Origin of the sequence: Providencia sp. PROV210, assembly GCF_028479445.1 — a bacterium.
Taxonomy (GTDB): Bacteria; Pseudomonadota; Gammaproteobacteria; order Enterobacterales; family Enterobacteriaceae; genus Providencia; species Providencia rustigianii.
Genome location: NZ_JAMPNQ010000004.1, coordinates 87,749 through 108,946 on the forward strand (window position 1 = coordinate 87,749; position 21,198 = coordinate 108,946).

Annotated in this window: 26 protein-coding genes; 8 read left to right on the forward strand and 18 right to left on the reverse strand. The window is 44.7% G+C overall.

Annotation, left to right across the window (positions count from 1 at the left end):
- The first annotated feature begins 142 nt into the window (after positions 1-142).
- From PR761_RS03515 to PR761_RS03540, 6 genes are read left to right on the forward strand one after another with little or no spacing between them, the layout of a single operon-like run.
- Positions 143-1,309, forward strand: coding sequence for a phage tail sheath subtilisin-like domain-containing protein (locus PR761_RS03515; RefSeq protein WP_195848295.1), 1,167 nt, complete (start codon positions 143-145; stop codon positions 1,307-1,309).
- Between the two features lie 12 nt (positions 1,310-1,321).
- Positions 1,322-1,834 (forward strand): phage major tail tube protein, encoded by a 513-nt coding sequence (locus PR761_RS03520; RefSeq protein WP_154611109.1) that lies wholly within the window; start codon positions 1,322-1,324, stop codon positions 1,832-1,834.
- A gap of 21 nt (positions 1,835-1,855) precedes the next feature.
- Complete coding sequence (locus tag PR761_RS03525) at positions 1,856-2,161, forward strand: phage tail assembly protein (RefSeq protein ID WP_006813026.1); 306 nt, start codon at positions 1,856-1,858, stop codon at positions 2,159-2,161.
- 38 nt (positions 2,162-2,199) lie between these two features.
- The gene (locus PR761_RS03530; RefSeq protein WP_256596695.1) at positions 2,200-2,307 is read left to right on the forward strand and encodes a GpE family phage tail protein; all 108 of its coding nucleotides are present in this window, start codon (positions 2,200-2,202) and stop codon (positions 2,305-2,307) included.
- Positions 2,304-5,468 (forward strand): phage tail tape measure protein, encoded by a 3,165-nt coding sequence (locus PR761_RS03535; protein ID WP_154611108.1) that lies wholly within the window; start codon positions 2,304-2,306, stop codon positions 5,466-5,468. Before PR761_RS03530 ends, PR761_RS03535 begins: the two co-directional genes overlap by 4 nt.
- 3 nt (positions 5,469-5,471) lie before the next feature.
- Positions 5,472-5,891, forward strand: a complete 420-nt coding sequence (locus PR761_RS03540) for a phage tail protein (RefSeq protein WP_154611107.1) — start codon at positions 5,472-5,474, stop codon at positions 5,889-5,891.
- Between the two features lie 122 nt (positions 5,892-6,013).
- On the opposite strand, the gene PR761_RS03545 is transcribed toward PR761_RS03540, so the two are convergent.
- From PR761_RS03545 to PR761_RS03630, 18 genes are all read right to left on the reverse strand, one after another.
- Complete coding sequence (locus tag PR761_RS03545) at positions 6,014-7,375, reverse strand: hypothetical protein (protein ID WP_154611106.1); 1,362 nt, start codon at positions 7,373-7,375, stop codon at positions 6,014-6,016.
- Positions 7,376-7,486: 111 nt separating this feature from the next.
- Positions 7,487-7,801, reverse strand: a complete 315-nt coding sequence (locus tag PR761_RS03550; RefSeq protein WP_272519334.1) for a tail fiber assembly protein — start codon at positions 7,799-7,801, stop codon at positions 7,487-7,489.
- On the reverse strand, positions 7,801-9,651 hold the full coding sequence (locus PR761_RS03555; RefSeq protein ID WP_230083597.1) for a phage tail protein: 1,851 nt from the start codon (positions 9,649-9,651) through the stop codon (positions 7,801-7,803). Before PR761_RS03555 ends, PR761_RS03550 begins: the two co-directional genes overlap by 1 nt.
- Positions 9,648-10,259 (reverse strand): phage tail protein I, encoded by a 612-nt coding sequence (locus PR761_RS03560; protein WP_154611105.1) that lies wholly within the window; start codon positions 10,257-10,259, stop codon positions 9,648-9,650. The genes PR761_RS03555 and PR761_RS03560 overlap by 4 nt, the downstream gene beginning before the upstream one ends.
- On the reverse strand, positions 10,252-11,163 hold the full coding sequence (locus tag PR761_RS03565) for a baseplate assembly protein (protein WP_154611104.1): 912 nt from the start codon (positions 11,161-11,163) through the stop codon (positions 10,252-10,254). Before PR761_RS03565 ends, PR761_RS03560 begins: the two co-directional genes overlap by 8 nt.
- Positions 11,164-11,167: 4 nt before the next feature.
- Positions 11,168-11,509, reverse strand: a complete 342-nt coding sequence (locus tag PR761_RS03570; protein ID WP_154611103.1) for a GPW/gp25 family protein — start codon at positions 11,507-11,509, stop codon at positions 11,168-11,170.
- On the reverse strand, positions 11,506-12,135 hold the full coding sequence (locus PR761_RS03575) for a phage baseplate assembly protein V (RefSeq protein ID WP_154611102.1): 630 nt from the start codon (positions 12,133-12,135) through the stop codon (positions 11,506-11,508). Before PR761_RS03575 ends, PR761_RS03570 begins: the two co-directional genes overlap by 4 nt.
- Positions 12,132-12,770: a phage virion morphogenesis protein gene (locus PR761_RS03580; protein ID WP_154611101.1), complete on the reverse strand. Its 639-nt coding sequence runs from the start codon at positions 12,768-12,770 to the stop codon at positions 12,132-12,134. Before PR761_RS03580 ends, PR761_RS03575 begins: the two co-directional genes overlap by 4 nt.
- Positions 12,763-13,221: a phage tail protein gene (locus PR761_RS03585; protein WP_154611100.1), complete on the reverse strand. Its 459-nt coding sequence runs from the start codon at positions 13,219-13,221 to the stop codon at positions 12,763-12,765. The genes PR761_RS03580 and PR761_RS03585 overlap by 8 nt, the downstream gene beginning before the upstream one ends.
- The gene (locus PR761_RS03590) at positions 13,221-13,379 is read right to left on the reverse strand and encodes a preprotein translocase subunit SecG (protein WP_154611099.1); all 159 of its coding nucleotides are present in this window, start codon (positions 13,377-13,379) and stop codon (positions 13,221-13,223) included. Before PR761_RS03590 ends, PR761_RS03585 begins: the two co-directional genes overlap by 1 nt.
- Positions 13,376-13,897 carry a lysis system i-spanin subunit Rz gene (locus PR761_RS03595; RefSeq protein WP_154611098.1) on the reverse strand — a complete coding sequence of 174 codons (522 nt, stop codon included), beginning with the start codon at positions 13,895-13,897 and terminating at the stop codon, positions 13,376-13,378. Before PR761_RS03595 ends, PR761_RS03590 begins: the two co-directional genes overlap by 4 nt.
- Complete coding sequence (locus PR761_RS03600) at positions 13,897-14,433, reverse strand: lysozyme (RefSeq protein WP_154611097.1); 537 nt, start codon at positions 14,431-14,433, stop codon at positions 13,897-13,899. Before PR761_RS03600 ends, PR761_RS03595 begins: the two co-directional genes overlap by 1 nt.
- A gap of 1 nt (position 14,434) precedes the next feature.
- Complete coding sequence (locus PR761_RS03605) at positions 14,435-14,722, reverse strand: potassium channel protein (RefSeq protein WP_154611096.1); 288 nt, start codon at positions 14,720-14,722, stop codon at positions 14,435-14,437.
- A gap of 18 nt (positions 14,723-14,740) precedes the next feature.
- Positions 14,741-14,944: a tail protein X gene (locus PR761_RS03610; protein WP_154611095.1), complete on the reverse strand. Its 204-nt coding sequence runs from the start codon at positions 14,942-14,944 to the stop codon at positions 14,741-14,743.
- On the reverse strand, positions 14,944-15,432 hold the full coding sequence (locus tag PR761_RS03615) for a head completion/stabilization protein (protein WP_154611094.1): 489 nt from the start codon (positions 15,430-15,432) through the stop codon (positions 14,944-14,946). Before PR761_RS03615 ends, PR761_RS03610 begins: the two co-directional genes overlap by 1 nt.
- A gap of 103 nt (positions 15,433-15,535) precedes the next feature.
- Complete coding sequence (gene gpM, locus PR761_RS03620) at positions 15,536-16,231, reverse strand: phage terminase small subunit (protein WP_154611093.1); 696 nt, start codon at positions 16,229-16,231, stop codon at positions 15,536-15,538.
- A gap of 20 nt (positions 16,232-16,251) precedes the next feature.
- Entirely contained in the window at positions 16,252-17,301 is a 1,050-nt protein-coding gene (locus tag PR761_RS03625; protein ID WP_154611092.1) for a phage major capsid protein, P2 family, read from the reverse strand.
- A gap of 47 nt (positions 17,302-17,348) precedes the next feature.
- Positions 17,349-18,170 (reverse strand): GPO family capsid scaffolding protein, encoded by an 822-nt coding sequence (locus PR761_RS03630; protein WP_154611091.1) that lies wholly within the window; start codon positions 18,168-18,170, stop codon positions 17,349-17,351.
- 148 nt (positions 18,171-18,318) lie between these two features.
- Between PR761_RS03630 and PR761_RS03635 the strand changes: the two genes are divergently transcribed.
- The gene (locus tag PR761_RS03635; RefSeq protein ID WP_154611090.1) at positions 18,319-20,043 is read left to right on the forward strand and encodes a terminase large subunit domain-containing protein; all 1,725 of its coding nucleotides are present in this window, start codon (positions 18,319-18,321) and stop codon (positions 20,041-20,043) included.
- A 2-nt stretch (positions 20,044-20,045) separates the two neighbouring features.
- On the forward strand, positions 20,046-21,101 hold the full coding sequence (locus PR761_RS03640) for a phage portal protein (protein ID WP_154611089.1): 1,056 nt from the start codon (positions 20,046-20,048) through the stop codon (positions 21,099-21,101).
- Positions 21,102-21,198 lie beyond the last annotated feature (97 nt).

Sequence of the window (21,198 nt, forward strand, 5' to 3'; positions counted from 1 at the left end):
ATTCAATATGCCTAGATTGTCGTCGCGCGCGTATGTGAGCAATCATCAATGGTTCTCTTGTGTCTATGAGAACCCTAAGTACATGATTTGTTATCAAACATCCCTGAGAATAAAGATAAATAGACATCAGGAGATAATAACGATGGCCGTATATCATCACGGTGTTGAAGTCCATGAAACAACCGACCTCAGCACCCTTATTCGAGATATCGACACCTCAGTGATTGGGATTGTCTGCACCGCAGAAGATGCCGACCCCGAAGTGTTCCCACTAGACACGCCCGTGTTAGTCACGCGCATTAAAACGGTACTAAACAAAGCAGGAAAAACCGGCACGCTTTACACCACACTTAAAGCGATTGACGACCAATGCAGCCCTAAAGTGGTAATTGTGCGTGTTGCTGAAGCGAAAGAAGGAGATGAAAAGACACAGGACCAATTAGTGATCGGCGGCACTGGTGACGATGGCCGTTATACCGGCCTTTATGCATTACTAACCGCAGAGGCCAATATCGGGGAACGTCCGCGCATTTTGGCAGTGCCGAAGCTTGATACCAAACCCGTTGCCATGCAGCTTGCGATTTTTGCCGAGCAAATCAAAGCCTTTGCCTATATCAGCGCGAACGGCTGTAAAACTATCGCCGAGGCGAAGAAATACCGCGAAGATTTTAATCAGCGCGAAGTGATGATCATCTACCCTGAGTTTATCGCCTACAACTTGCAAAGCGGTAAAAATGAAACCATTCCTGCCACCGCTTACGCCATTGGTTTACGTGCAAAGATTGATGCAGAACAAGGCTGGCATAAGTCGATTTCCAACGTGCCAGTGAATGGCGTTCTCGGAATAAGTGCAGATATTTACTGGACGCTACAAGGTAAAGACACCGATGCCAATGACTTAAACAGCCATCAAATCACCACGTTAATTAAGCGCGATGGCTACCGTATTTGGGGTAATCGCACCGGCGATAATGAAACTTATACTTTTGAAGTGTATACCCGCACCGCACAAATCTTGGCTGAAATGATCGCCGAGGCGCATTTTAGTTATATCGACAAAACACTCACCCCCTCACTGGTGAAAGATATTGTTGATGGGATCAACCGCAAAGGCGCGCAACTCGTCACTCAAGGGCGTTTATTAGGCTTCCAATGTTGGTATGACCCATCGGATAACCCGAAAGAAAATTTACGTGATGGTAAGGCGCACATTCGCTACAAGTACACCCCCGTACCGCCACTTGAAAACCTGTCTTTGACGCAGGAATTCACTGACGAATATTTCACTGTTTTCGACCAACTGGGCTAAGGAATCTAGATTATGGGTATGCCTAAAAAACTCTTTTTGTTTGACCTGTTTATTGATGGCCAAACCTACCTTGGACAAGTAGAAGAAGTCACCCCGCCAAAGCTGTCATTAAAAACAGAAGATTATCAGGGTGCCGGTATGGTGGGCTCTGTCGCTGTTATGATGGGATTTGATTCAGGAGCATTAGATATGGATGCCACTATGGGCGGTCTATTAGCTGAATTATTGGAAAGTTGGGGCGGCACAATCGACGGCAAACAATTTCGTTTTGCAGGTTCTTACTATGATGATTCAACCGGCGAATCACTCCCGTGTGAAATTCAAACTCGCGGACGTTTTACTGAGCTTGATTTTGGTAGTGCGAAAGCTGGCGATAACACGCAGCATAAGTACACAATCAAAAATACTTACTGCAAGATCACCATCAATAATAAAGAAGCTTTTGAAGTGGACTTGCTGAATATGGTGTGGAAAGTCAACGGCAAAGACATGCTAGAAAAACATCGCGCCAATATTGGCCACTAACTTTTAATAGGAAGATTTACTATGGCTGAAGTTATTCAATTCGACGCACCTATCAAATTGGAATCAGGGCAAGAAGTGACTGAAATCACGATCACGGACACCATGAAACAAGTTGGCGCGCTGCGTGGTTTAAAACTGTATGACGTGATGACCTCCGATGTAGATTCGCTGATTAAGTTGCTGCCGCGCGTCACCTCACCCCGTTTAACTGAGCGTGATGTTTCACAGCTTCCGATTCCGACATTCAATGCGTTAGCGACGGGTATTGCCAATTTTTTAGTACCGAGCTCCCCGCCAGAGATGACAGACATCGCGGACGAGTCATAGAGTGCCCCAACGTTGAAACGGATGAGTTAATCGCCGATATCGCCACCGTTTTTCACTGGGCGCCGTCTGAATATGATGCCATGACGGCCTCTGAACTCCTGTTATGGCACCAACGCGCAGCCGCCAGAACAGGAAATGAACCATGAGTAATCGCAATTTAAATATCAAAGTTTCGTTAAGTGCTGCGAATAAGCTATCTTCCCCTGTTAGTGCTGCACAGCGCAGCGCGGCAGGGTTAGCGACGCAAATCAAAGCCACACAAAATACTATCCGCAACCTACAAAGCCAATCGAAAACCTTCGAGCGGCTTTCTAGGTCTGTAAATCAAAACTCGCAGGCTTACGAGACAGCTAAAAATAAAGTCAAAGCATTGCGAGACCAATACCCACCGCTAACTCAACAAACAGATGAGCAAAAAAGAGCTTTAGCCGCTGCCCGTTTGGAACGTGATCGCTACGGCCGGACACTCGACAAAGAGAAACAAAAGCTTAATAACGTGACAGCGTCACTCTATCGTCATGGCGTATCGGCGCGTCAAAGCGGTGATGCCACAGCACAAGTGACTCGGCGAACGGAAATCTATAATAGGCAGCTAGATGAGCAGCGCCGGCGACTAGGTGCCGTGACTCGAGCGCAAGGCCAATATGCAAAGTCAAAAGAGTTACGTAATAAGCTAGCAACGGGTGGTGCAATCGCGACCGCAGGCGGCGCCGGTGCGCTTTATGCAGGCTCCCGAATCACTGCGCCTGGTCGAGACTTTGATGAGGGTATGTCGACTGTTCAAGCTCTGACCCGATTAGATAAGGACTCGCCTCAACTCGCCATGTTACGTCAACAAGCCCGTGAACTTGGCGCCAGTACCGCTTATACCTCCACTGATGTTGCCGCCGGTCAGAAGTTTTTGGCCATGGCCGGTTTTACGCCAGATGCCATTAAACAGGCATTAGGTGGCGTATTAAATATGGGTTTAGCCGGTGATATGGATCTCGGTGAGGCATCTGATATCGGCTCAAATGTTTTGACGCAATTTCAATTGAAAGCGGATGAGATGAACCGCGTTTCTGATGTACTGACTGCCACTTTTACTCGCAGTAATACCGATTTACGCCAACTAGGTGAAACCATGACCTATGCCGGCCCGATTGCAGCACAGCTCGGTGTCAGCCTTGAAAGCATGGCAGCAATGGCAGGAACCATGGCCGATAACGGTATCCGTGGCAGTATGGCGGGTACATCACTCCGCGCCGGCTTATCACGAATGGTTGCCCCTGTTGGCAAAGGTCAAGCCGCCCTCGACAAGCTAGGGATTAGCGTTAAAGATGCCAGCGGAAAATTGCGCGATGCCGACACAATACTAAAAGATGTTGGTAAAAGTATGCGTAAATTCGACCAAGCTAGCCAAATTCGCATGAAAAAAGATATCTTCGGCGAGGAGGCGATGGTCGGCATGGGCGCGGTAATTGATTCAGTGATGAATGGCCGCTATGACGCGCTGAAAACAGCCAATATAGGCGCCGAGGGCGAAGCTGATAAAAACGCGAAAGTTAAAATTGATAACTTAAAAGGCGACCTGAAACAGTTGCAATCTGCATGGGAAGATCTTGGTATTGAGATCCAAGAAAATGTTGATTCCCCTTTGCGGCGTGTGACTCAATCATTGACTGGCTTTATTGGTCAAGTTGGCCAATGGATGAAAGCACACCCGAAAATGACGCAAGCCCTTGCTGTCGGAGGGATTGCCATCGCAACATTAGTCACTACACTCGGCGCCTTAGCCCTTGCTGTGGCAGCGGTTATTGTACCTTTTGCCGCAATGCGACTCAGTGTATTTATGCTCACCGGTGGCCGCGGCCTCGGTGGACTTATTCCTAAATTAGGTTCGTTTTCGTTTGGCTTAAAAAGTTTAATTCCTTCCATTGGAAAAATAGGTCGCAGCGTGCGCGACTGGTTGCCTATCTTTGGCAATGCCAAAGGGGCTGTTAGCCGGCTTTCATCTGGCGTGATGGCGCTTGGTCGAACAGGGTTTACAAGTATTCTAGCCAGCGCGACCTCTACCGGTGGCGCCCTTTCTTTATTATTCACCAATCCATTAGGGGCATTAACGGCCCTTAGCTCTGGAATTAAAGGACTTGCTACCGTTGGGTTTAGTAGCTTAATAGCCGCCGGTAGTAACGCGATTGGTGTTATTGGCGGCGGTTTCTCATTGTTATTGAGCCCTGTTGGGCTATTTATCGCAGCCATCGTGGCGGCTGGCGTGTTGATTTACCAATACTGGGAACCTATTAAAGCCTTTTTTAGTGGGTTTTGGGATGGTTTCACATCTGCCCTTGCACCGATGGGTGCAGCATTCAGCTCCACCTTTGCCCCATTCGCACCGATATTCGATGGCATTTCAAATGCCGTTAGCAAGGTGTGGAATTGGTTTAAAGAATTGCTTTCACCGGTTCAACTGTCTACCGAAGAATTGAAATCCTGTACTGAAGCTGGTCAGGTATTTGGTGATGTGGTAGGGAAAGCCATCAGCGCCCTATTTTGGCCAATTCAGCAAGTCGCCAAAGGATTAGGTTGGATATTAGAAAAGCTTGGCGTTATTCCTGATGCAGCCAGTGCCGCCGCCGATGCAGCAAGAGCCATGGGTGTTGACCCGAACGAAAAAGATCCATTTAAGGTACTCAATTCAGTTTCATCCTATGCAGGAAAAACCGCCAAAGCCAATGAGCAAGCCAAAAAACAACAAGCCGAGGCAACCAGTAAAATCACCAGTAGCGTGATGGTTGCCGGTAAACAGCTAGAAAAAAGCAGCGAGTTACAGCAAAAAGCCAATGAGGTTAACCCGTTAGAAAATGCGGAAAAATACGGTACTTTGGTTTATGACGGCGCAGAGAAAAAGAACAAAGCCAAAGGTAGTAAATCCGCGTTAAGCGATGCGGCCGAAAGTGTCGATAAAAATAAACTCGGCGATATTGTATTTAAAAATTTCCCTGCGGTGACGGCGGTTGATGGTCTGTATCGAGAGCCTCGTATTGCCGCCCAAAAGCAACCGTCATTGCTATCGCAACTCAATGATTCGCTTATTAATACTTTTGCCCCTATTCAGCCCAAATTAAACGCAATACCGGTGGCAATATCCCCGACCCGACCAGAACGTCAAATCATGCAGCCTGAATACAATACCTTTGAGCTGCACTTTCACGGGGTTGATGTGAATAACGAGAAGAAACTGGCCGACGTTGTGAAGCAACAATTAACCGCACTATTACGTGAACGCGATAGCCGCCGCCGTTCCAGCTTAAAAGATCAGGACTAAATTATGATGATGATTTATGGCATGTTTGTGTTTGAACTACGCACCACCCCTTATCAAACTTTTAACCATTCACTTGACTGGCGCCATGTTAAAAATGATCGTGTTGGCTGCAGTGCAAAATGGCAATACATCGGCGCCGGTGAAGATAAAATCACACTGGCCGGCACGCTTTACCCCGAAGTCACCGGCGGTGATATGTCGCTGGAATTACTGAAAACATCGGCCTATGTGGCTAAGCCACTGCCTTTGATTGAAGGTACAGGAACCATTTATGGTATGTATGTAATCACCAATCTGGTTATGGATAGGACCGAGTGTTTTACCGACGGTAAGGCGAAAAAGATAGATTTTACACTGTCGTTGAGTCGGGTGAATGAGGATGTGAGGGAGAACTTTACTAATTATAATCATATAACCTTTTAGAGTTAATGTACTTTCTAGATTAATTAGTATAATCCCTAATTAATCTAGAAAGTTATAATAATAAGTAATATATATAACTATATTGGAAAGTTTAATTTAATATTGCAAAGTTATTTATAGGATTAATTTTTTAATGATTTAACTCCTGATGCATACCAGCAAACTTTATCTCCAGGTTTTTTTGATTGATGATTCATCCAAGGTTTACTTTTACACTCTTTTGGGTTCCCTCTTTTTGTTTCATCACCACAACCTCCAGAAAAAGGACAAGTTATATTTGGCAATACTGACGTAGCAACAAAATTATTTTCACTAGTGGGTTTAAAATGAAGTTGACTAAAATGCAATAAAGATTGTAGTGTTGCTATTCGAGCTATTGTTTCATCGCTCTTTAAATGAGAGTCTATTCCAAGCCAATATATATCCAATTGTTTTTCAAATTTCTCTTGAATAACAAAACAGTCAATCATACTAACAACCATTTTTTCATAAATTGAAACATCAATAGGATTGCATTCAAGAAACTTTAATTCCATATAAGGGTCATTATCTCTCAAATAAAGACCTTTTTCTACTAAGCCTAAATATGCTTTGATTGCCGTACCTATAGTATCTCCTTGACTAAGATCTATCTGTTGCCTAGAAAGATCTAACATTATTAAATCTAAATATTTTTCTTGGCTCTGTGTCGCGACATCAAGTATATTATCTAATGTTTCTTCTGATTCTTTAATTTTCTCGCATATAGTTGCTAAACCGTGACCAGGATATATAAAGCTAAGAGCAGCCACACCAACTTTAATCAATTCAATGCTATCCAACGACTTTCCTGACCATTGTTCTACAAGCTTTTTGAATGAGAGGTAAGGATATATAGCAGTTCCTATATCTAATTCATTTTCAGGAACCCCATTATTATGTCTTATAAACCTTTCTATTTCATATGCAATTCCTTCAGTAATAAAACTCAAGCCAACTATTATATTTACGCTTTTTTTTGTCTTATCCTCATGCTCTATATTGACTTCACATTTAGTTATTATTATTTCATCACTCCCTTTTTTATTATAAATTAAATTAGACTTTCCAAAATTACATTTATTTATATCGGTTATACTCTTCAACTCTTGAATTGATGTTGTCCCCAGTATTATATTCATTTTATTAATTACATCACTTAATTGTAAAACGAGATCCTCTGATAGTCCGTTGCTTCCCATAAAGTGACCTGATTGATCACATCCATTTACCATCAACCGTAATGATATAATGTTTAAATATAAATATGTAATTCCTGATGCAGTAGATAAATTATGTAAATAATGTATATACTCATGAACATTAGCAGCTATTATATTCGGATGAACATCTCCAGATTCATGATATATGTCTCCAAAACTATTAAATCGCATAAAAAGAGTATTCTGCCTATACACTCCAATTGTTGTGCTATTACAATTTTCGAAAATTAACTGCTCGGACATTATGACCTCATTATATTTTATAAAACAACATTACCACTAATGTAGTTTTACGATTATAGATGATACATCTAAAAGATCATTTTTATTTAAACTTTTCTGGCCAATTAACACTCAACCCAACATCCCCCGATTCACCTGCACTCGGTACTCTTTCCATGCCTTTAATTGCTCGCGTTCTTCATCTGTAGCTATACCAAGGTCAACCGCATCTTGTAAGGGAGCTATTGCGGCGGTAGCTTCATTTAATCGTGCCTGTTTTTGATACTCCGCTTCAGCAATTAACTGTGCTTTTGTTGGCGGCGGATTGGTGATTGCTAATGCCTCTTGCTCAGAAATAAATGTTAAATCATCGGCAATAAATACATCCTGTGATCCATCTGATTCATAGCCGTAAACTTCATTATTTTCATCTTTGTAATATTTCATTATGCCCTCAGCTCAGTCCACATATTGATACCATTCTTTGTAACACTTGCACTGTACTCAACTTTATAAGATGAACCGTTAGGTACAATAAAGCATAGTTGTGGTTTAGATTCACCTCCGAACCCAACTGATACCGCTACTTTGACATTATTAACAAAGCCATCGAAACCCATATAATGATCTCGTGCTCCATTGGGTGAAACAGAAACCAATATCGGTTTACCTGTTGAATTTGTGTATGTAGTGCTCAAAGCTCTTGATGTTTTTACATCTTTCCAAGTCTGTCCATAACCTAAGCCGCTACCAGCTGAAATCCGACTATCCACCTCTGCTTTGGTATACGCGCCAACATCTCCCGCATTCAGTGCGATATCTGCGGTTAGTGCTTTATTGTTTACCTTGCGTCCGTTTGGCACTCGACCATTGGCATTGTTATTCGCATTGGTTGCGGCGGTATTAGCTCCGTTAGCGGTAGCTTGTGCATCCGTACCCGCTTTTTTAGCATCCGCGACTTTGGTGTCGGTTTCGGCTTTGGTATATGCGCCAACATCACCGGCCGTAAGATTAATATCTGCCGTCAATGGCTTATTATTCACCTTGCGAGCACTAGGTACGCGACCATTGGCGTTTGTATTTGCATCCGTACCGGCTTTTTTCGCATCAGCGACTTTGGTGTCGGTTTCTGCTTTGGTATACGCGCCCACATCACCAGCGGCGAGATTAATATCTTCCGTCAATGGTTTGCTGTTCACTTTACGCGAACTCGGCACCCTGCCATTGGCATTGTTATTCGCATTAGTTGCCGCAGTATTAGCGGCGTTTGCCGTAGCTTGCGCGTCCGTACCCGCTTTTTTCGCATCAGCGACTTTGGTGTCGGTTTCTGCTTTGGTATATGCGCCAACATCACCAGCGGTGAGATTAATATCTTCCGTCAATGGTTTGCTATTCACTTTACGCGAACTCGGCACTCGCCCATTGGCATTACTGTTTGCATTGGCGGCGGCAGTATTGGCAGCGTTTGCCGTAGCTTGCGCATCTGTACCCGCCTTTTTCGCATCGGCGACTTTAGTGTCTGTTTCAGCCTTGGTATAGGCATCAACATCACCAGCGGTTAACGTAATATCTGCGCTTAACGGTTTATTGTTTACCTTGCGCGAACTTGGCACCCGTCCATTAGCGTTGTTATTCGCATTGGTTGCCGCAGTATTAGCGTTATTCGCCGAGGTTTGTGCATTTACTGCACGTTGATTAACTTCAGTGGCCAACTTAGGCGTGACGGCTTTGTTGTTATCCGCACTGAGTACATCAGCAAGTTGAACAAAACCTTTGGCGCTGGTACTTGCATCAGGGTGATTACGACTTTTGGCGTGAACTTCAATAGCTTGTTTTACTGAATCATCCACATAACTACGCGTGGCAAGCACAATCGCGGGATCGACTTTCAAGGTGACAGCTTCGGTATGGCTCACAATCAAGATCATGCGGATAGTTTGCGTGCGGCCGGAGCCCTCAGCTAACAACGGTTTATAGGTCTCAGGGCAATTCGCTACGGCCACCAATAACCCTGATATATCGAACAAACCGATTTCACGTATCCACCAACCGCCCTCATTTTCGGGGATCACCTGTTCAGCGATAATCTGGTTAGTATTCACTGAATCAAGAAATAGCGTATTAATTGCTGCACGGCGTTTTTCATTGATTAGTTTAGTTTGCTTGGTATCCGGTGCCGGTAATAAACCGCCGCCGTCACCCACTGCCATCTGTGTTAACTCAATTTTCGTGCCGAGCGCCGTAGCCTCTGCAAGCACTTTTTCACCATAAGTGGTGAGTAAGGCAAAATATTTCATTGGAGAATAACCCTCATTTCATCAATTACATGTACCGCAACCCCTGTGGAAATAGTCCCACCGAAACTAATTACATCTGGCGTGTAAGGGTAAACAGTTAAATCATCACCGCTGTAACTCGTCGCGGCGCAATAAATATGGCCTTTGGTTTCAAGCTGAATGGTGAGCCCCACAAGGTGGCGACTTGCCGGCTTAGCATCAAAAATTAACGCCTCTAACTCTTGATACATTTCCTCGGTAATACCGGTTTCAAGTACTCCGATATCAAGGCGAAACGTGCCCGGTGTTTCATTGGTTTTCCACCACTCAATCACCCGAATCAAATAACCCAATGGCTCAACCACTCGGCGCAATGCACCAATGGTGCCCTTGTGTTTATGAATAAACATCGCAGCCTTGATGGCATCTCGCTTAGCTTTTTCTGACCAATTTTTATCCCAGCGATCAACACTAAACGCCCACGCCAAATACGGCAGCAAATGTACTGGACATAAATCAGGGTTCCACAATTCACGAATGGGAATAGGCACGCGCTCAATTTGTGCCAGTGATTCAGCCGCTGCGAGTTCTAACGGTGACGAGCCAACCGGCAATAAACGGCTATTCATCTGAGCCACCTAGCACCACATTAATTTGTGTGCAATAGCTGGCTTGCGTTTTATCTAGTTTGATATCAGCAATCGGTTTTTTCAGTTCCACACGCTGAACGCCTTGAACATGTAGCGCGGCATAAATGGCACTGAGTACAATGTCGCGGCCTAGCCGGTGTTGTTGAGTGGTATAGCGCTTTAGTTGCGCCTCGGCGGCAGCCGTAATCGGCTCGTATTCAGGCGAGGGATAACAGTAAATTACCGCGTCGATTTCATAGTTAACAATGGTAGCTGTCTGCACGGTGACACGGTCAGCTACGGGGCGAACATCTTCATCGTTTAACGCTAAAGTAACTTTTTCAATGAGATCAACGGGTGCTCTGCCATTCCCCTCACGAGATAAAACTGTCACAGTCACATGAGCCGGTAACGGGCTAATCACTGAGGCATCTGATACCCGACCATCAGCACTGCGAGCATGATATTCATAGCTGCCGATAGGACCAGCTACGCTTAGTGCTTCAAAAGCGGTAGGAATACGCAAACGTAAATTAGAATCAGATTCATACACCGGAGGAATAGGTGGAATAACACTCTCATTACCCGCTGATAGCATCAGCCGTTTAACATTATTATTGGCCGCGAGTTGATCAAGGTCGGCACCTGAAGCAAAAGCCACCATACTTGCGCGCGCTGCTTCATTGACGCGCTGACGTAAAATTAACTCTCTATAACAGTTTTCTTGCAATAATTTGGTGAGCGGCTCAGATTCTAATTCCAAAGTACGGGCGATAGCTTCCCGCTGTTCCGATGGCATAGCAGAAATTAACGCGGCTTTGCGCTCGCTAAATATCACCTCAAAATCTAATATTTCGACCACGTCCGGTGCGGGTAATAAACTTAAATCAATACTGGCTGCCATACTTTTACCTCACTGGAATAGAAATCGAAACGGGCTCACCCGATGACACAATCACACCGGATAAACTCACCGCCATTTCACCAATATCTGAACGAATATAATCAATTGCTTGCAACCTAACTCGGGGCTCCCACTGCATCAGTGCCATATAGCACGCGCTCATAATTTTGAGGCGCAACGAGGGGTTTTGTGGTTGGTCAATCAGGTCATAAAGCATTGAGCCATACTGGCGGCGCATTACTCGCGAACCGATTGGCGTTCGCAAAATATCGGCGATACTTTGGCGAATATGTTCACCATCATTTAGGCTGCGCCCTGTTTTTGCATTCATGCCACAATACTTCATACGGGTTTCCCTGAAGTTTCACCGCCAGAACGCACTCCACCGTGCTGGTGAGTATGGATAACCACACCATTGGAGGTTATCGCACCGCCGGTATGGTTAAAGTTACCGGTCATTTCGCCGCCCTTTTCCACATTTAACGTGGCGGCGGTGAGGTTGTTAGTGCAAATCACATTCGGTGTATCAAATTTGATTTCAACAGAGGCTTTGCAAATCACTTTTTTAGTTGTGGCCGTAATTTCGTCGCTAGCTTCAATCACCGCTTTTTTAATGCCAACCGCTTTTAATATTCCGTTTTCCGGCTCGTACTCAATCACCGCACCATCGGAAAAGGTATGGTTTAATGCATTAGCTGAATGTGACGGCGCAGGATTGTCATTGCTATACAGCGACCCAAGGACAAAACCGGTGGTTAATTCACCCCCCATAGCCCCAATCAATACTTGCTCACCCACCGTTGGCGCCCAATAGCTGCGAGATTCACCGGCTCGATAAACTAACCATCGAATCCAATCCGTGACTAATTCACCCGATTGAACACGGCAACAGCTAGTGTCTAAATCCACCTCGGTGACGACACCTTGACGGAAAATATTACTGAGCAAGCGGTATAGCTCTTGTGAATTCATAGCTGCCCCACTAAATCGAGATAAATCATTTCTAACAAGCCTAGGCGCTCATGCTCTGAAAGTCCTAACAACTCACGCTTTGGATAACGCGCCCGCGCCAATTGATTTACCGCGCCCTCAAGCCCATATTGATGCTCTCTGGCAATAGCAGCGGCTTTACCTTGAAAGCCCACAATCGCGCTGTCTTGGCTATTACGGGTATGTAGAAATCGAGCTGCTCTGAGTCGCTTAAACATCGGGGCTTTACGCTTGGTACTGCGTTTTATCGATGAAAAATTAATATCTAGAAAACGAGCAATATCTTGACGATAAAAAGTTCTTACCGCGCCTCTATCTTCATCAAATCCGGTGATATTTTTACCTCGCTGGCCCTTTGAACCTTGCCAATTTCGCAAAGTTCGAACATCACCACGATGAATAAATCGAATTTGCTGCTGTGTCCGTAATACTTTGTGTTTACGAGGCTCATAGGCCGAGCCATCCGCATTTTTTTGGCTGCGAATGCGCTTTTGTTGGTCGGCACGAATTGCCCGCGCTAATTTGCCGGTAAGTTTTCGGCGATAAGCTTGTGAGGTTGTTGATAACAAGCCATTTAGCTCATTTTCAAGTTGCATAAACAGACCGTTATCACTCATGAGCCATCACTCCCTCATCAATAACGATATCCCATGCAGGCATCGGCAGTGCTGGTTTCGGCTCTGTAATATGAGTCTGAATAATTTTTCCATTCTCTTTTTTGACGATCACCCGTTCAGAGGCTTGAATGGTAAACAGCACGTCAATTTTTTCATTGTCGAGAATATCCGCTTTGTAACGAATGCCATTCGCCCGCTTATCAGGGTTAAATAACAAGTCTGGCTGATGCTTTCGGGCAAACATCAATATCGCCAATGAGAGCTCGCTTAACTCGCCGGTATAATCCATGGCCAACACCTGAATCTGGTATTCATTCAAATAAGAGGCTGATTGTGTACCTGTGGCCTGTACGCCCCCCTCAGTCACATAGACCTCTAATAAATCAGGGTCTTGCTTGAAAAAAGGAATTTGTTCAACAATAATTTGGCGTAATAAGTTCGGCTTTAGCATTATTTCCCCCGATAGTCATACAGTGCTTTTTGGCAACGCATTTCAACGCGTTCTTGCGGTGATGCTGTGGCACATTTAGGCTCTTGTAATAGCACCAAGCCACCAAAGAAAAAGGTAATTAAAAACAGTGTGATAAATAACAAAGCGATGTATTTCATTCTTTCACCTTGCACTGCTTAACCACGTCATGGATATAACTTTGTAAATAGCTTATTTTTGCTCTGTCTTGCTGAATTCCAGCTCGGAGGTCGTGAACAATAAGTCCACCTTTTCGAGTGAGTCCGACGGTGGCAACATCGCCCACGCTGCCGGTGCGGGCAGTGTGATTGATGGCGAGCTCACAGGTTGCAAGGTCGGCGTTGGCGAACCGCACGCGGCGACGCTCAGTGAGCAAATCATCACGCAAACGTTGAGATCCATTCTGTTCATCTAACAACCTCTGGTTATAGGCCACATCCAGCTGATGTAAGCTAGCTTGTGCCTTTTGTAGTTGGGCGAGTTTTTCAGCTGCATCAATAAAGGCTTGAGTACTGAGAGCATTTAATGTCATCTGGTGCCCCAATTTGGTTGCATCCAATTTGGATTGATAAACCAACCGAGTGATACCAAAAGCCGCGCCACCGCTGATGAGCGCAACAGAAAAGCACCCCAATAAAACATGACGATAACTGACCATCATTGCTCCCATTCGCCACACAGTAATTCGGCCTCTTGGTCACGGCGGATCACTTGGCCATAACAGCCGTTTGGTTGCCCTTTGGTTTGTCGGCAATCTTTGCCGCCATCACGCGTCCATTTAGGTAATTCAGCGCAGGCCCCTTTGATATCGCCTGCATTCAACTTGCGATAAAAGGTGGATGAAAAACATTTGGAAGGACCAATGTTATAAGGGCAAAATGACGCAATACTGGCGATTTGTGGCTCTGTCAGTGGTACATAAACATGATGTTTAACCCATGCAATAGCTTTATCCGCTTCAATGCGATTTAATTTGTCGCATTCCCCTTGCGTGAGTTTGGTATCCAGTTTGATTTTCTGGCCATTAATACGCGTTACCCCGCGACAAATGGTGATAACGCCGCCCGCATCACGATAAGCTTTGAGTGTATTACCCTCTTTTTCATCCAAAAAACCGGAGAGGATCGCACCGCCACTGGCACCTGAAATAATCAACGCAATTACCGCCTGACTTAATCGTGATTTTGTATTCATTTCATAAATCCTTTGGTGATTGCTCTGTGACCTTTACGATGTTTTGAATATCACGCTCAGTAATGGGATGCCGTGAAAAATAACGCTCTAATATACGAGTGCGTTTTATCTGCTCACGACGGTTTAGCCGATAGGTCATTACGCCTAACGAAATACTGGCAATCAGCCCAGCCAAGAAACCCCATTCATACAAAGAAAAATCACCAAAAAAACCTAAAATACCTGACCCACTGAAGAAGCTACCGAATCCTGAAAGGGTGTAAGATAGGCGGCTGTACCATTCACTCATGCTATTAATCCCTTTTTGTTAATCCCAAAGTTGGATCATTTCTTGTTGTGCCGCCGGTGCAATATCGGGTAGTTCCACCCATTGCCCCGCGGCAAGCTGTATGCCGCCCTCTACCAGATTCGGATTGACCTGTAACACTTGTTCTACAATGCCCTGAGTGCGCCCATAATGCCGCCAACACAATAGGTCAACGGTGTCACCTTGCAGCGCCTGCACTTTCATTAAACGAGCTCCGCAAACATGCGTAATTTACCGAGAATATCTCGCACCGCATTTTGGCCATCGCGGCGTAAATCATCGACTTGTGTACTTAGGGCTTGAGCGTGCTTTTCACCCTCGCGTGTTGTGTCAATATCGCGGTAATTTTCAATCAATAACGCTTTCGTGAAGCTATACACGGCATGGTGATAACGAAAAACTATCGCCGTGGTATCGTTAATTTTTGGTGAAGGCACGGTAGATAATTGATTGAATCCACAATCTTTTTGTACCTCACGCCACTCATCCAATAGCTGATTGACATACAAAACCGCTTCCATAGCCATATGCTTTAATCGACTAGTGGTGACATTGCCGGTCAAGCGCATCGACTGCCTTAATTGAGCAAGCACAATCACTGGCCAGAAGTCGCCCGAGGTGATTTTTTCGTCACCATCGTTAATGCTTTCTTCTTGTACGGAATGGATCTGTTTTGTAGCCACTAAGCTCATGATTTACCCTCTGAGAAAACGGAGGTGGACAGCGATAACATAAGAGGATTAGCCCTTTATTATTGCTGTGCCTCCGTGGCTTGCGGGTGCAACTCGGTTATTGCTATTTTTTAGGCGTTTCGTCGTCTTGCTTGCGAAGTGCCCGTAATAGCTGTTCAATTTCTTTTTTCACACCAATGTCTTTATCGATAAGAATGGCCTTTTGCAGGTATTCGAGTGCTAAAGCTTGTTGCTTTTCATCCGCTTTGAGCGTTAAACCAATCACCTTATACAACTTGGCTCGTGCCCCATCAGGCATGTCCGATTGCTCGGTAATGCGCTCTAACACTAGTAACTCATCAAGTGACGCCGTCACTTCATCCTCTTTACCACTGGCTTTAACGGCTAAAGACCAGTCACAAATTTCATCAACTAAAACAGTGGCTAAAGTGCGGTTGTAGTTATCAGGTAAAGGCAAATTAAATTGAATGGCATATTCCGCCATTTTTAATGCATCAGTATATAAACCGGCATCAATGTGCCAAACCAAAGTACGAGTAAAAACTTCATCGGCAATACCGGTTTTATTTTCTAAAACGCCCTCAATCCAACCCTGATAATTAGGTAAAATTTCACGTTTATAAGCGGCTTTTCGGTCGTTGCCTTGAATGTTGCTTAACTGCGATTGGTCAGCACGTAGACGATGCAAAATATTTTCATATGCCGTCATATCAGCTCGTGACATTTCACCATTAGATTCACCACGACGTGAGGCCATTACCTTTTGCCAATGTTGCTGTGCCGGTGTTAAATGTTCCATTTGGTTTCCCTAATATTGGCTTAAATGTTTTTATTTTCTGCGTAGTTGATACCTTCAATCAGGCAAGATAGGCCATAATCTTCAATTACATAGCCCTCATTCCCCGACGAATACGTCGCTACGCGGTTATATTCCGGCTCATCTTTGATCACACGGCGATATTTGCCTTTCTGCCAGTACACTGAGAGGTTTTTAAAGGTAGTGATTAATGTTGTGCCATCAGGGAAAAATGGCACTTGTAGCGTTGGTAAATTGCCCATTGAACTGAGTTTCAACAATTCATTACCGGCGAGCATTTCCATGTTGGGATTTTGCTCACTGTGCTTGTTCATGATTTTGAAATTTTTATCGGTATAAAGCTGATAACCCGTGATGGCCACTAAACCTTGCGCACGGCGGTGCCATGGGTCTAACAGTGAATTCACCGCATCAAATACCATCGCATCCACATTGGCATACGTGCCTTTGGCAATGATCTTTCCATTTTCATCGCGATTAGTCAGTGTGACGCCTTTCATCACGCGCTGTGGCGCTGCTTCACGGATTTTTTGTAGCCAACCAATATTGACGTCTTGTAGTAATGGATTAGTCACTTTATTGGACTTTTTCACCCTCTGAATACCGTTGAAACCAATCATTAAGCGGTCATTCGCTTCTTGTTGTGCAATTAGTTGGCTAATCATCGGCTGAAATTCAGGGTGCCCCGCCCATGCATCGAGCCATGAATAAGGTACGTAAGTATCCCAGTTGGTTTGTTCGCAACGATAATCGTCGCTATTTTCATCATTCACTTGTTCAGGGTTACGGCGGTCGGTGTTAGAGGTGTTGGTGCTCGCAATCGGTCCATTTACGGAACCAAATACCTTTTGCCCCTCCTGATCCGTCACACCAAATGAGTTAATTTGTTTTAGAAATGGGCTATTTTCCATTTTGGCTTTTTCTAAACGCTGCTGAACCGTTGGGTCAACACTAAAATTTAACGACGAGCCCTCACGGCGTACCCCGTTTAATCGGGCTTGTTGGTCAAGCCATGAAAGATAATTCGCGAGTGATTCATTACTGATACCCATAGTAAAAACCTTTTTATTTATTTGAATTTAAGAAAGTGAAGCCAGAATTAATACTCGGCCAACTTAGTAGAACCGCCGGTCACTGGCGGGCGACCTTCTCCCGAACCATCTGTCAGCTCAAGCTTTTGCTTTAATGCGTTAAAGTCATTGGTAAGCTGGGATAACGCTCGCTTTTGCGCTTCATTTTCAGTTAATAACGTGCCGCACTGCTGCGCGGTTAATTCAATGGCTTTTTGTAAGTTGGCGGCTTCTTCTGAATTGTGATTACGTTCAAGTCCTAGCCACTGTTTCACCGTGGATAAGAATTTTTTACCGGCTTCTTTATCTTCTTGATGTTCCGCTCGTTGCTCACTCAACAAATGGCATTGCGTTTCTAATGATGCGGTAAATCGGTTGCCGATTTCAGGTAAACCGCGGGATGCGGTACTAAGTTCAATTGGGCGAGAGCCTACGGCCGCAGGGTAATCGGTTAATGCCACGCCGGTTAAATAGGCGCGCTTGGTTTGTGGAAACGAGGGATAATATTCAATACTAGAAAAAATCTTCTGGCCGGATTTATTAAGGTTAACAATGTATTCATCTTTCAGCTCATCAACCTCAATGGTGACTTCTAAACCTAATTTACCTTTTAGCTCACCCTCGGTAAGTTCGACGGTATTAACCGCTGAAATCATGCTATAGCTGCGAAATTGGCTATCTGGAAACAGGCTTTTAATGTGGTCTAAATTCACGCGTCCACAATAAAAATTAGGATCATAGTCCTTCGCCATCTGCTCTATATGTTCGCGTTCAACGGGAAAACCGTTAAGTGTCATTCCTTCGGCGCAAGCAACCAGTTTTATCTGACGCGTTTTTTTACCCTGTGGCATAAATCAATCTCCATTCCTGACAGTTCTGTCATTTCGATAACGCTACTATCGCAATCATTCTCTTTTTGCTCAAAGGGTTACGGTTCTCATAAGGCTATGAGAACCCTTATTCATAGAGGGTTACGCGCGGGCGTGACAAAGTGACAATATGATGAAAACAGACATTGACCCACGACAAGAGGCCAAAGAGCTTTATTGGCAGGCTTACAGCGTTTCGCAGATTGCAAAACGGCTGGGCACAAGTATTCATACAATTTATTCATGGCGACGACGTGATAAATGGGATGAGGCTTCCCCTATTCATCGCGTGAATGACCAAACGCATGTAAAAGTGCTGCGTATCATGGCGAAAGACACCATGACCGCCCATGACTTTAAAACGGTGGATTTTCTCAATCGGCAATTAGATCGCTTTGAACGATTAGAAGTGAAAAAGCAGAGTTCAGGCACGGCCAAAACGAAGACACAAAAAAACCATTTCACCCCTGAGCAAATCGAACAACTAAAAACTTTGGTGTTGGATAGCTTATTTGAGTATCAACGCCAATGGTGGAATGAACGCACACAACGAAATCGCTTTATTCTTAAATCACGGCAAATTGGTGCCACGTGGTATTTTGCCCGCGAGGCCTTATTAACCGCATTGGAAACCGGCAATAACCAGATATTTCTCTCTGCTAGCCGCGCTCAAGCTTTTCAGTTCAAACGTTTTATTCAATTGCTCGCAAGGCAAGTCGGCGTTGAGCTTAAAGGCGGTGACGAAATTATGTTATCCAACGGCGCTATTTTGTTTTTCTTGGGTACCGCAGCGGCAACCGCACAGTCATACACTGGTGATCTCTATTTTGATGAGGTGTTTTGGGTATCGCGTTTCTTGGAGTTACGCAAAGTTGCTTCCGCCATGGCATCACATACCCATTTACGACGTACCTACTTTTCGACTCCATCCAGTGAAGATCACGAGGCCTATTCATTTTGGACAGGTGACTTGTATAACAAAGGAAACCCCGAAAAAGAACGTAAAATCATTGAGCTTTCACACAAGGTCTTAAAGTCTGGTCACAAATGTGCGGATAAGATGTGGCGACAAATCGTTAATATTCACGATGCTATCGCCCGTGGCCTTGATCGTGTTGATTTGGAAGAAATTAAAGACGAAAACCCACCTGATGATTTTCGCAATTTATACGAGTGTGAGTTCGTTAAAACTGGTGAGCGAGCATTCAGCTACGATGCATTGATTAACTGCGGCGTGGATGGCTATAACAACCATGTATGGGCCGATTGGAAACCTTACGCCCCACGCCCACTGGGTAATCGACCTGTTTGGGTTGGTGCCGACCCAACGGGCACGGGCGATAATGGCGATGGTTTAGGGCTTGTTATCGCGTCACCACCGGCGGTAAGTGGTGGCAAATTTCGCATTATTGAAACTATTCAATTACGCGGTATGGCATTCGAGAAACAAGCCGAAGAAATCAGGCGTATTACACAACGTTATAACGTGCAATCAATCACCATTGATGGCACTGGCGGTACAGGTGCAGCCGTGCATGAGCTGGTTGTGAAGTTCTTTCCAGCGGCAAATTTACTCAACTATTCAGCCCCGATAAAACGCATGATGATCATGAAAATGCAAATGCTAATCCGTAGCGGCCGTTTTGAATACGATGCAGGGTTACACAAGTCACTGATCACCTCTTTTATGACCATCAAGAAAATTCAAACCCCAAGCGGGATTATCACGTATGAATCAAGCCGTGTACGTGGTTTAGACCATGGCGATCTGGCATGGGCGGCAATGAACATTTTCTCTAACGAAGCCATATCCAGTGAAACTGGCGGCACTGGCGCGCAAGTAATGGAGTTTTAAACATGGAACAAGCAACTGAATTAACAGCAACAGACGAACAAGCACAAGCCCCTGAATTTTGCTCATTTACTTTTGACCCGCCATCAATTGTGTCTAGTGGTAGCGATTTACTCGACTGCATGGAGTGCGCCCACAATGGCCGCTGGTATGAAACCCCGATTGATTTTAATGGTATTGCGCGCTCTTTTACGTCATCTGCGGCTTATCATCAATCCCCCTTGGTATTTAAGCGCAATGTGATCACCAGTTGCTTTGAACCTACACCCTATTTATCACGACCTGATTTCATTTCATTTGCACAAGATTTTGTGGTTTTTGGCAATGGCTACCTCGAAAAACGTATCAACCGGCTCGGCGACATACTGGCACTTAAACCCTCATTGGCAAAATACACCCGCGCCGGTGTGAATGAGGGGCAGTTCTGGCAAGTGAAGAATTACCAAGATGCTTATGAGTTCCGCAAAAATAGCGTTATTCACCTGAAAAACCCCTGTATTCATCAAGAGATTTATGGCGTACCCGATTATTTAGCTGGACTAATTTCAGCAAATTTGAATCATTCAGCCACCCTATTTCGGACAAACTATTATGAGAACGGCAGTCACGCCGGTGTGATGGTTTATCTTTCCGCGGCATTGGCCGACGACAAGGCAGTCGAGTCATTAAAAAAATCACTCACCGAAGCCCGCAAAGGTAAAGCATTTAAGAATATTTTTGTGTATGCAGCCAATGGCGGCAAGGATGGGATTCAAATCATGCCATTCTCACAAATCAGTGCAAAAGATGAGTTTGTTGGTATCAAAGACACCACACGCGATGATTTGTTGGCAATGCACCGCATCCCACCGCAGTTGATGGGGATCATTCCGCAAGGTTCCGGTAGCCTCGGCGATATCGAGAAAGCCGCAATGGTGTTTTGGTTCAATGAGTTATTGCCACTGATGGAAAGCATGAAATCAATTAATGACATGTTAGGCGTTGAGGCGATCCGCTTTAAACAATATGCGTTGCTGGATTTTTTGACGCAGGCGAAGGGGAAAGAGCCGAATTATAAATAACTCATCACACGTTAAGTACAGAGAGTTTAACTGAAAGTAATCTATTTCCAACATAGTGTAGGGAACCTGATCATAAACATTTCCGCTCAAACACAAT